Genomic DNA, 12,066 nt, shown 5'->3' with positions numbered 1-12,066 from the left:
CTTTTATCGGTGGTTTTTTTATGGCGTGAATTTATATTTAGTTTATCTTCAAAAATTGATTTAGCAAAAAGCATCCATCGCTTTACAGTGAAATAGATAAACGGTTTAATCTACAGAAACGTTTTATTTAAAATTTGATGTAAAGATGCCTAAACAAACTCGATTTCTGTGCATTGGTGGCTTTCTAAATGGAACTCAAGTGAAAGACCAAGGTGACAGTTTTACTTGTGTAGAAAATGGTAAGCAAATTACTTACTTTAAAAAAGAAATTTTCAACCAAGATGCGTGGGATCATGACTACTATGTGTGTGAAACCACGACAGATAGACAAGCACATAACTGGGTTTTTGATATTGAATAATTGTTAAATTTTAGACACTAAAAAGCCCCTATGGTTAAGGGGCTAGTCGTATCACTCTCGTGATACTCATATAAGGCTCATCTCATACTGCGTATATTAAAGCACATATTTCAAAAAATGACATCTTATAAAGTTTATTGGCCATGCTATTCGGCTATGCGTTGCACTGTAAATTAGTTGGCAAATTGTATGCCTAGCATTAAAAAAATTTAAGACAACTACAAATGAAAGAATATAATTTATTCTTGATTAAGAAAGTTTACTATGTTCTTTGTTTTTAGGATTTTCAAAACTTGGCCCGATCAAATTTACTCATTTTTTAAATTAATATGCACAACAAGGTTGAGCAGTCATGACTATGGAAAAATATATATCTTTCATAAATCAAGAAATGATCGTTATATTCATACTTAATAAATTTTGAAAGCTCTCTAGTGATCAACAAATTTTGGGCACAGATTCAAGTTTTTATTCAGCCTGATACGGACTGACACCATCGTTAAATTGATGTGGTCGTATCTGATTGTAGTATTACATCAGATATAGACCGATCCATAGCTTTGCTTCTCTAGAATTTTGGTGGCTATTCACTTCAAGTCTCGAGATTCATAAACAATCATTCACAGCTTTGCATGGTCTCATTTAATGCAGAATCAGAAAAAATGTCCAAATAAAATGAGAATAGATGCCAAGTAGTGATTGATTTTGCATCTGCTCTAAAAAGCCCATTTAAATAATTAAATGAGCTTTTTATTAAGTCTTTGTATCGTAGATTTCATCTCGACAAGATAGCTTTAATTTTGCCTAGAGGTCTTATGATGCTACTAATAATTGATTAGCTATCAGTGGCCAGAGGTTTTGATGTGACTTTTTAAACATCAGCATGTGACCAATCATTTTATGGCCGTAGTTGGCTGGTTTAAGCTCAATCATATCTGTACTTGCATTTGGGTAAAGGCGTAGCAAATCTTTTACATTTGCTTCTGTAGCAATTTCATCATCAGACGACCAAAGTACAGTTATTGGAGTATGCACTTTTGCATGGAAGTCCTCATGAATCTGCTTACCTACAGCATTTATAATGTAGCCAGGCTTTGAACAGAATTGAGCCCATTCACGTGCAACGTCTTTAGGTAAATTTTCACCCATGCCAATTGCATTGGTCGGTCCATAGCCTAATGTTAAACGCGCAATAGGGAATATTCCCTTAAACATAATGGGTGCCAGAATTTTAGTGCGACCTTTTAAGCCCTTGATATGACCGGTTGAGCCAGATACAGCCACCACTTTAGCAACTTTATGATGATTCGCATTTACTCCCATAAGCTGACCGCCTGCGCTATGTCCCAATAAATAGACTTGTTGGGCCTGCGTTTTATGTAAAAGCGCATCAATGGCAGCAGGAATATCTAGCTCACCCCATTGAACAATACTAGCTGTCGAGTCTTTAAGTTGACCGTGTAGTGATTCGCCAATGCCTCTGAAATCGAATACCATGACATCAAAACCTTGCTCACTGAGCCAAAGGGCAAAGTGATGATAAAACTGTTTTGTAATGCCTGTGGCTGGACAAATTAAAACAGGTAAATTTGGTTTTTTAGTGTTGGTCTGTGCGTAAAAGCGTGCAGCTAATTCATAGCCATCTTTACATAGAATAGGGAGTTTTTCATTTTGAGACATGATGAAAAGCCATTAATAAAAGATGAGTGATAATTTAATTTACACGAGTTCCAAAAAGAAACTTGTTAAATAAGTGACTTTAAAGTCAGTTGGAAGATCAAAATAAAATAAGGACAATTTGAATGAATGATGTGCTATTACCTGTTTCGGTGCAATCCGCAATTGTATTTAGTGGAGTTTTTTTATGGGTGGGAATGCTTACAGGTGTTTGGAAATATTGGCAAATCCGAAATTCGGCACAGGCTAGAGCGCACTATTATGTAGATATCGCGCATCGGAGTAGTTTGTTATATGCACCTGCATCGCTAATTTTGGCGGTTTTGGCTTATTTTTCCCAGTTTCCAGAGTGGATAAATTTATTATGCGTTTGGGTAAATTTGGTCTTTTTTAGTTTTTCAATTCTGAGTTATGTCTTGCATGGAGCCCTACAAGACACGACGAATCAATTTAAAACACCGCATCGTTTAGGTGCACATTGGACTTTACCAACATGGTGTATGAGTTTGGCGATGCTATTACTTGTTATTGGTGAATTAGGTGCGACATTTTTGTTGGTGTTAGGCACCATGCTACGTTTTTTAAACTAAAAATTGTATCTGATATGAATACATTGAATCTAAAGATATTAATAATCTAAGAGCAAGATTAAGCAGAATTCAACTAAGTATTTAAATGATATTGAGAAATTGATATTTGAAGGGATGTTGGAATTTTTATTATTATTACTATCTTTAGATTGAAGATGGATGACGGAGTCATCCACCTTTCAATCTTTGAAATATTGAGAAGAAGTACTGCGACGATATTTTTGGTCCACGACAGCCCAAACAAAAAAAGCACACGAGACAATGATTGCATACATGAAATATTCAGGCTTTAAATTGCCATGAATAAGGCCTTGTATTAATAACGTCAACATGAGGGCAAAAGTTGTGCTGACAAATGTCACCATGTTCTTATTTGCCTTTAGAGCGTTAATGAAGAATTGCTTGTTGAAATGTATAGATAACATCTCCATCCCTCCTTTTTTGTTGTTAGTACTAAAACTTGAATGTTTTAGTCTGGATTTCAATTACAGTTTTACTGTGATTTTGAGTGTATTTCAATAGTAGATGTCATTATTTTGTCATATTGACATGCTAAGTCACGAAATTCGTGTATATAGTGAGATTGTTTAAATATTCAACAGATTTTATTACATGCATTTAAAAAATGAGCGCTTTTACACTGTTGGATACTTCTAAAAAACCAGTGATTTTGCATGGTCTAAAACAGGGCAAAATAGCTTGGTTATGGCTTAATTAAGCAAAATACGGACCAGTTCTTGTTTGGAATCATAGCTGGATGCGATTAAGAGATCACTAAAGCTGATATAAAATTGCTTAATGGTTAAAGTTATATAGTATAGCAAAGCTAAAAATCAATAAGTGCGTGTTTTTGTTGGATTTATGTTGTACTAAGGTATCGCTATTCGTATTGCTGTGCTATTAATGAGTTAGATTTAATCTGCCTGATTGAATTTATGAATTACACCGCGAAGCATATAAAATAGTGCTGGATAACCTTCAGCGATGCATAACATTGCAGAAACGAATGGGAAGACGAATAAAAGCATATTTGGATAAAATATGACATTTATTGGTCATTGTTAAAATCGAATTTTGGGTAAAAATTTGATTTTATTCCATTAAAGTAAGAAAGCTTAGTTTTTTACTTTATCAATCACAAATGCAATGATAAGAACAATGACTGATGGGATTAACCAGGCAAGATTCTGTTCATTTAACGGTAAATTTTGTAAAAAGACAGGAAGTTGTTCTGAAAAACCAGCAACTTTAATACCATCAACAATACCAAATAAAAGTGCTACGCCAGTTACAGGTGCAATAATTCGAGAAGGGTTATTGAAAAATTTAGCACAGAAACTTAATAAAATAACGGCAATCGCAGGTGGGTAAATCGCACTTAATACAGGTACAGAAACCGCAATTAATTTGGTTAAACCTAAGTTTGAAATCACCAATGAAAAGCCAACCAAAATAAATACAAATACTTTGTATGGAATTTTAGTTAATTCTGAGAAATATTCAGCACATGCACAAGTCAGGCCAATAGCAGTAACCATACATGCAATAAAGATCATTGCAGAAAGGAAGTAAGCGCCCATATCACCAAAAGCATGCTGCACGTATGCATGTAGGATCACTGCACCATTTGTGGCATTTGGAGCGATATCGTGGCTACTCATACCGAGTTTGAATAAACTAATGTAAACCAGTGTTAGGCCAATACCTGAGATAATGCTGGCAATGACTGCGTATTTGGTAATGAGCTTGCTGTCAGTTACACCACGTGATGTGATTGCTTTTACAATGACAATACCAAAAACTAAAGCGCCTAAAGTGTCCATGGTTAAATAACCATTCACAATCCCTTCAGATACAGGACTTGCAACATAGTTACCTACAGCAGGTGGGATGAGACCAGCTGGAATAAAGAACGCGGACACACCTAAAATAAATAAACCTAAAATTTTAAGTGGCGAAAGGAAGAAGCCTACAGTGTCCAAAATTTTATTTGGATACAATGAAACAATCGTGACTAAGGCAAAATAAATGATGCTATAAATCATCAAAGTATTTGAAGAGTCGCCAAAGTAAGCCGAGAAACCAATTTCATAAGAAACAGTTGCGGTACGTGGTGTAGCAAATAATGGTCCTACCGCTAAGTAACAGACAACGGTCAGTAAAATACTGGCTGCCTTACCAAGAGGTGAACTTAAAATTTGAATAGAACCATTTACGCGAGATAAAGCAATAATGGTGATTACAGGTAAGCCAACTGCTGTGATTAAGAAACCAAAAGCAGCTAACCATACATGTTCACCGGCTTGCTGTGCCACAATCGGTGGAAAGATAATGTTACCAGCGCCAATAAATAGGGCAAAGGTCATAAAACCTAAGGCAACAATATCTCTTGTACGGAGATTTGTCATAAGTAAAAGGGAGATGGGCTAGCCAATAGAAGTCGGTAATTTTAAAGCAGGTAAATTTTGATTTGCAAAATATTTTATTTCATTGATGAATATTTTTTATAATATTTAATATTAATATATTAAAGGATCAAATGTTGTTTAATTTATACATTTGATTATACGGAATATATTTAAAAGTGAATGTAATCAAGCTGGCTTGTTTATTATTGAAAAAAAATTAACAGGCTATGAATTTTTTGATTACAAAATAGGCTATTTTGCAATGGCATTATGTAAATTGAATACCCTAAAACCCAGCATAAAAAACAAAATGCTGTAAAAAGGTCTATACTCTTTTGTATCGAATTTGAGGATGATGTAATGAAAGCTTCCAGTATCACGATTAAAACCGAGCAGGATTTAGAAAAACTACGTATTTCAGGACGTTTAGCTGCGCAAGTTTTAGCAATGATTGGGGAGCATGTGAAGCCAGGCGTAACAACAGAGTATTTAGATGATCTGTGTAATGACTTCATTGTGAATACTTTAAAAGTGATTCCTGCCAATGTTGGCTATTATGGCTATACCAAAACAACCTGTATTTCACCAAATGAAATGGTGTGTCACGGTATTCCGTCTGCTGAAACTATCTTAAAAGATGGCGATATTATTAATATTGATGTTGCGATTATTAAAGATGGTTATTTTGGTGATACCAGCCGAATGTACTATGTCGGTCAAATTAAACCTGAAGCAAAACGCTTGGTCGAGACCACTTACGAGGCGATGGTTGCAGGTATTCATGCGGTTAAAGCTGGCGCAACATTGGGTGATGTGGGGTATGCCATTCAATCTGTTGCACATCGTGAAGGCTATTCAGTAGTGCGTGAATACTGCGGTCATGGGATTGGTAAGGTTTATCATGAGCAACCAAGTGTGTTGCATTATGGTCAACAAGGCCAAGGTGTTGTGCTTAAAACAGGTATGGTATTTACCATTGAACCTATGATTAATGCAGGTAAAGCCCGAACCAAAGAGCTTAAAGATGGCTGGGGTGTAGTGACCGCGGATAAATCATTGTCTGCACAGTGGGAGCACATGGTTGCAGTTACTGATGACGGTTTTGAATTATTGTCACCTTGGCCAGAAGGCTATGGATCTTATCCAGAAATCTAAATATACAGGCTTAACAATCGTGGTAGATCTTCGTAAATTTTAGACTTTGGTCTAAAGTTTATGCTGAAATGCTACTTTTATAGGTGTTAGCTATAATTTATATGAAAAAATAGATTTAAAAACAATGAGATTAGTTTCTCATCAAGTCTTTTTTAGTGTTAAAAAAGATTTATTATTGGATGTATTTTGGTCTATCCTTGTTTTAAGAAATTAGCTGTAGTTTCTGATTTCAAGCTTACTCTACACTTAGGGTAAGCTTTTTTTTTTTGCGCTGAACTTTATCAATCCTCGATACAAAGTCAATAAAGTATTTAAGTAAAGATATGAGTAATTGATAAGGTATCGCGATGATTAGTGTTTGCTTAGTTGCTCAACTAAATAATCAATGAATACGCGCACAGCAGGTAACAGGCCTCTGCGTGAAGGGTAAACTGCATGGAATATACCGTGTGGCGCTTTCCATGTTGGCAGTACTCTAACCAATGCACCTGAATTTAAATGTGTTTTTACAACACTGTCGGGCAATAAAGTTATTCCACAATTTTGTCGAGCAAGCTCAGCTAGCATACTCAGGTCTGAACCTAGTACTGTCGGATTAACTCGAATCTTAATTTGTTGGTTTTCTTCATTGTGAAGCACAATATTTTGATCTAAATGCTCATCGGACATACTTAAAATTTGATGCTGTGTTAATTCACTTGGATGTTTTAAGTCACCATGCTCATTTAAATAGGCTTGGCTGGCAAAGAGATGTTGCTCAATGGTTTCAAATTTACGTAAGACCAAGTTCGGATCATCATCTAAGTTATCACGTACACGTAAGGCTAAATCAAAACCTTCATTAATAATGTCTACACGACGATTGGTCACAATCATTTGAACTTTAATTTCGGGATATTTTTTTAAAAACTTAGGTAGGATGCGTGCAATTTCATTTTGTGCAATGGACACAGGTGTGCTCAGTTTAATGACACCACGTGGTTCTGTACTTAAATGATCGACTAAGTCGTGAGCAGCTTGAGCGGCATTCATCATGACTTGAGCGTGACGGTAAATATTCATACCGATATCAGTCACTGCGAAATGGCGTGAGCTACGTTGAATCAGTCGAACCCCTAAGCGTTCTTCAAGGTTGTATACGCGTCGACTAAGTTTGGACTTTGGAATATCTGTGGCACGTTCTGCAGCACTAAAACCACCATGTTCTACCACTTGGGCAAAACAATAAAAATCATCCAAATCACTCAGCATGTTTATACTTCCATATATGCAACAATATTGGAGTATTAAATATGATCGTTGCAAAAAATGTCAATTGTATTTTGGCAAAGTTTGCACAGGATTTTTTAGTATTGCTATTTAGAAACCTTGAAAATATCGACCCACGTAAAATAAGCATTAAGCTGAATATTGATTTAAAAAATGACCAATTTCAGATGCAAATTTCATCGGTTCACTTAAGAGTGGTGTATGACCAGATTTTTGGAAAATCACTTGTTGCGCTTGCGGGATTGAGCGAGCAATCTGCTGTTGACCCTCAGCTGGATAGAGAGTGGATTCGGCACCAATAAAAAAAGTCACAGGGCAATTGAGCTGTGTTAGTGCTACTCGGTAATCTTCTTTATGCTCAAGATAATTATGTATATACCAAGATAAATAATCTAAACGCTGTATAGGCAAAACATGAGCTTGCAAGCGAGGATATTTCAAAGCTTGTTTAATTAAAAATGGCGTAACTTTGCTACTGGCTTGCAAGTCTATAAATGCTAACCAACTATTTAATAGGCGCTTACGGTCAGTACTGCTTAAATCTTGCATGGCTTTTGCATCAGGGTTGGCTTTAAGTACTTGAGAAATGTGCTGCAAAATCTCGATAAAAGTTGCATGTTTTTGACCAAATAAACCAAAAGGCCAACTTTGATCGGTAGTTATTTTGGGGGTTTGATCAATGTGTAAATATTGCTGAATAGAATGGTAGAACTGACTATATTGCATACCATGCATGGCGGTGGTTGCGCCCATAGAGTAGGCAATCACTTTAAACTTGGGAATATTAAGCTGTGGAAGTAGTGCTTCAATGTCTTTCCAATGACTGCTGATAGCATCAGAATTGGGAATTTTGCAATATTTAGAGCCACCAAAACCACGCCAGTCTGGAATAATAAATTCGAATTTTTTATGATGTGGATATAAAAAAGGATGCCATTGCCAGCTTTGCATGCCTAAGCCTGATAACACCAAAACGGGTTGGCCTTGACCATAGCGTCGTACAAACAATTGTTCGCCATCTGGCATTTGGTAATAAGGCATGTCTTCTTCCTTTTTTATTTTTCTTGGTGCATTTCAGTAGCCTCAAGATGCCACATCAAGTTTTAACTCAATCTTTAGCAATTTTAAGTCGCATTTTCGTACTGACTATGCTCAAACTGCCATGGCAGTCTAAGTGACTTTATTTAAACATCGTGTTTTTTTCTGTATCTGCTGTGGCATCAAAGTCTTTTAAAGCAGGAATTAACTCTTCAAGCCAACGAATCCAGCCATGCTCTAAGTCAATGCCGAGCTGTAAAATCATTTTATGAATAAATAATTTACGATCACAAGGTATATGGCTGGGGAAATCTTTAGCAAAAATGGCTTCGTATAATTTTAAATTTTCTTGATGTAGATGCAAATGGCGTTCTAATTCTGGTAAAACACTATTACCACCAAACTGTGCCTCTGCACGCAGGCGTACCATGAGGTCTTCACGCAATTGCCCTGGCGGGCTTTGCTTAACCATCCAGTCGGCAAGTTCAGCACGGCCAAGAAGTTCAACTTGATAGGTTTTTTTGCGACTGTTGTCATCTTCCTCTAATGTGGAGATCCAACCTTTTTGCATCATGACATTGAGTTCACGATAAATTTGCTGATGGGTCGAATTCCAAAAGAAACCCATTGAACGGTCAAAGCGACGTGCCAAATTTATACCCGTGCTTGGTTTTTCAATCAGACTGGTTAGCAAAACATGAGCTAAGGACATAAGGGCAAATCGCATTCAAAATTTCAACAACTTTATTATGCAACAAGTTGCATAAAAATCAAATCTCGAATATAAATATATGCAACAAATTGCATAAATCTTAGATTGAGACTGTTTATTACACGTTTAATCTGGATTTGGAAATAAAAATAGCCAGCACAACAAGCACGCTAAGGAGAGATTATGTCTAACTATCCCCATTTATTGGCACCATTGGATTTGGGCTTTACTACTTTAAAAAACCGATTACTCATGGGCTCTATGCATGTCGGTTTAGAAGAAGCACCTGGAGGCTATGAGCGCATGGCTGCTTTTTATGCAGAACGTGCGCAAGGTGGTGTTGGTCTCATTGTGACTGGTGGTATTGCACCCAATGAAGCCGGTCTAACCTTTGCAGGTGGTAATAAGCTTGATAGCAAAGAAGAAGCAGATAAACATAAAGTTGTGACTCAAGCCGTGCATGATGCTGGTGGTAAAATTGCCTTACAAATTTTGCATACAGGGCGTTATTCATATCAGGCAGATAATGTTGCACCCTCTGCTATTCAAGCACCAATTAATCCAGTTAAACCGCATGCGCTCAGTTCAGCAGAAGTCAGTCAAACTATTGCAGACTTTGTAAACTGTGCCAGCCTTGCTCAGTATGCAGGCTATGATGGCGTAGAGATCATGGGGTCTGAGGGCTATTTAATTAACGAATTTATTGCGAAACGCACCAATCACCGTGATGATGAATGGGGTGGTAGCTATGAAAATCGTATTCGTTTTCCTTTAGAAATTGTACGCCGTACACGTGAAGCTGTTGGTGAGAATTTTATTATTATTTACCGCTTATCTATGTTGGATTTGGTAGAAGGTGGCTCGACTTTTGAAGAAGTTGTACAACTGGCAAAAGCCATTGAACAAGCGGGTGCAACTATTATTAATACGGGTATTGGCTGGCACGAAGCACGTATTCCTACAATTGCAACCAAAGTTCCTCGCGCGGCATTTACTTGGGTCACTGAAAAATTAAAAGGCCAAGTGAAAGTACCTCTGATTACTTCAAATCGTATTAATACACCAGAAATGGCGGAGCATGTCTTGGCTTCTGGGCATGCGGATATGATTTCAATGGCACGTCCGATGTTAGCTGATGCATTTTTTGTAGAAAAAGCGTCCGAAGGTCGTAGCGATGAAATCAATACCTGTATTGGCTGTAACCAAGCCTGTTTAGATCATATTTTCTCTATGAAAATTGCATCGTGTTTAGTCAACCCTCGTGCATGTCATGAAACGGAATTACTGTTTAAGTCCACATCTGATGTGAAAAAGATTGCAGTTGTTGGTGCAGGCCCAGCAGGATTAAGCTTTGCAACTTATGCGGCAGAACGTGGACATCAAGTAACAGTATTTGAAGCATCCAATCAAATTGGCGGTCAGTTTAATATTGCGAAAACGATTCCGGGTAAAGAAGAATTTTATGAAACCTTGCGTTATTTCAAACGTAAGATTGAACTCGCGTCAAACATCGAATTGAAACTCAATCATAAAGCGACATTTGAAGAGCTTGAAGCTGGTGATTTTGATGACATTGTGATTGCTACGGGTGTTACACCACGCGAACTTCAAATTGATGGCATTGAACATGCGAAAGTACTGAGTTATTTAGATGTATTAAAAGACCGTAAAGCCGTAGGACAACGCGTTGCGATTATTGGCGCAGGTGGTATTGGTTTTGATACAGCTGAATTTTTAAGTCATGAAGGTGAAAGTGGTAGCTTAAACCCTGAAAAATTCTACGATGAGTGGGGTATTGATACCACTTATGCGCATGTTGGGGGGTTAAAAGTACCACAAGTAGAGCAACCTAAACGTGAAATTTACCTATTACAACGTAAGGCAAGTTCAGTTGGTGGTGGCTTAGGTAAAACAACGGGCTGGATTCACCGTACTGGCTTAAAACACCGCAATGTAAAAATGATTGGTGGTGCAAGTTATGAAAAAATTGATGATCAAGGTCTACATATTGTGGTCAATGATCAGCCTGCTGTACTTGACGTGGACAATATTATTATTTGTGCAGGTCAAGAACCATTTACAGCAATGTACGAACAATTAAAAACGGCGGGTAAATCTGTACATTTAATTGGTGGGGCAAAAGAAGCAGGTGAGCTAGATGCTAAACGTGCAATTCGTCAAGGTGCTGACTTGGCTGCGGTTATTTAATCGAAGTCTCCATTAGAAACAAAGGAATTTAGGGGGATTTACTAAAAGTATCCCTCTTAACCTTCCTTCTTTAATGAAGGGGGGGTATAAACTAAAAAAGGACACAAAATGATGATTGAAACAACAAAAAAATCTGTTGCCCGTTGGCATGAAATGCTCGACACACGAGATATGAATATTTTAAATGAACTATTGGCAGATGATGTGGTGTTTCGCTCACCTGTTGCATTTAACCCTTATCCGGGTAAGCCAGTGGTGACTTTTATTTTGATCAATGTGGTTCAAATTTTTGAAAATTTTACCTATCACCGTGAGTTTTATACAGAGGATGGGTTAAATGTGGTTCTTGAGTTTTCTGCCAATGTCGGGGAGAAAAAGTTAAAGGGGATCGACATGATTCAGTTTAATGAACAAGGACAAATTATTGATTTTGAAGTCATGCTACGTCCGAAAAGTGGATTGGAAGCTTTAGCAGTAAAAATGGGCGAGCGCATTGCGCAATATCAGCCTTAAAGCTACTGATTTTTAAACGTCCATCTCAAAATGATAAAAAGCATGATGGGTATTGTCATGCTTTTTGCTTATTAGGCTTAAGCAAAAAATAGCGCGGTAGATATTGGTGTTTAATGGGCTTTGTTTGGCAAAGTT

11 protein-coding genes are annotated in these 12,066 nt (G+C 37.1%); 5 read left to right on the top strand and 6 right to left on the bottom strand.

Going from position 1 to position 12,066, the window contains the following annotated elements:
* Window positions 1-145: 145 nt before the first annotated feature.
* Window positions 146-361 carry a hypothetical protein gene (locus D9K81_RS03385; RefSeq protein WP_120373235.1) on the top strand — a complete coding sequence of 72 codons (216 nt, stop codon included), beginning with the start codon at window positions 146-148 and terminating at the stop codon, window positions 359-361.
* Between the two features lie 813 nt (window positions 362-1,174).
* Here D9K81_RS03385 and D9K81_RS03380 read toward each other — a convergent pair.
* Window positions 1,175-2,041, bottom strand: a complete 867-nt coding sequence (locus tag D9K81_RS03380) for an alpha/beta hydrolase family protein (protein ID WP_120373234.1) — start codon at window positions 2,039-2,041, stop codon at window positions 1,175-1,177.
* Between the two features lie 122 nt (window positions 2,042-2,163).
* Here D9K81_RS03380 and D9K81_RS03375 point away from each other — a divergent pair, with 122 nt between their 5' ends.
* Entirely contained in the window at window positions 2,164-2,628 is a 465-nt protein-coding gene (locus D9K81_RS03375) for a hypothetical protein (RefSeq protein ID WP_120373233.1), read from the top strand.
* A 179-nt stretch (window positions 2,629-2,807) separates the two neighbouring features.
* On the opposite strand, the gene D9K81_RS18630 is transcribed toward D9K81_RS03375, so the two are convergent.
* Together D9K81_RS18630 and brnQ are read right to left on the bottom strand one after the other, a co-directional pair.
* The gene (locus D9K81_RS18630; RefSeq protein WP_120373232.1) at window positions 2,808-3,053 is read right to left on the bottom strand and encodes a hypothetical protein; all 246 of its coding nucleotides are present in this window, start codon (window positions 3,051-3,053) and stop codon (window positions 2,808-2,810) included.
* Between the two features lie 690 nt (window positions 3,054-3,743).
* Window positions 3,744-5,036: a branched-chain amino acid transport system II carrier protein gene (gene brnQ, locus D9K81_RS03365; protein ID WP_120373231.1), complete on the bottom strand. Its 1,293-nt coding sequence runs from the start codon at window positions 5,034-5,036 to the stop codon at window positions 3,744-3,746.
* A gap of 360 nt (window positions 5,037-5,396) precedes the next feature.
* On the opposite strand from brnQ, the gene map reads away from it, so the two are divergent.
* On the top strand, window positions 5,397-6,191 hold the full coding sequence (gene map, locus D9K81_RS03360; protein ID WP_120373230.1) for a type I methionyl aminopeptidase: 795 nt from the start codon (window positions 5,397-5,399) through the stop codon (window positions 6,189-6,191).
* A 351-nt stretch (window positions 6,192-6,542) separates the two neighbouring features.
* On the opposite strand, the gene D9K81_RS03355 is transcribed toward map, so the two are convergent.
* The 3 genes from D9K81_RS03355 to D9K81_RS03345 form a co-directional block, all read right to left on the bottom strand.
* Window positions 6,543-7,442, bottom strand: a complete 900-nt coding sequence (locus D9K81_RS03355; RefSeq protein ID WP_120373229.1) for a LysR substrate-binding domain-containing protein — start codon at window positions 7,440-7,442, stop codon at window positions 6,543-6,545.
* A gap of 147 nt (window positions 7,443-7,589) precedes the next feature.
* Complete coding sequence (locus D9K81_RS03350; RefSeq protein ID WP_120373228.1) at window positions 7,590-8,501, bottom strand: alpha/beta fold hydrolase; 912 nt, start codon at window positions 8,499-8,501, stop codon at window positions 7,590-7,592.
* A gap of 139 nt (window positions 8,502-8,640) precedes the next feature.
* A complete protein-coding gene (locus D9K81_RS03345) occupies window positions 8,641-9,210 on the bottom strand; it encodes a PadR family transcriptional regulator (protein WP_120373227.1) in 570 nt (189 codons plus the stop codon).
* 183 nt (window positions 9,211-9,393) lie between these two features.
* Here D9K81_RS03345 and D9K81_RS03340 point away from each other — a divergent pair, with 183 nt between their 5' ends.
* On the top strand, window positions 9,394-11,418 hold the full coding sequence (locus tag D9K81_RS03340; protein ID WP_120373226.1) for an NADPH-dependent 2,4-dienoyl-CoA reductase: 2,025 nt from the start codon (window positions 9,394-9,396) through the stop codon (window positions 11,416-11,418).
* Window positions 11,419-11,526: 108 nt separating this feature from the next.
* Entirely contained in the window at window positions 11,527-11,931 is a 405-nt protein-coding gene (locus D9K81_RS03335; RefSeq protein ID WP_120373225.1) for a nuclear transport factor 2 family protein, read from the top strand.
* Window positions 11,932-12,066 lie beyond the last annotated feature (135 nt).

It is taken from the genome of Acinetobacter chengduensis, from assembly GCF_003664645.1.
GTDB lineage: Bacteria > Pseudomonadota > Gammaproteobacteria > Pseudomonadales > Moraxellaceae > Acinetobacter > Acinetobacter chengduensis.
The sequence above is the reverse complement of the archived record's forward strand: the minus strand, read 5'-3'. Positions and strand labels throughout refer to the sequence as shown.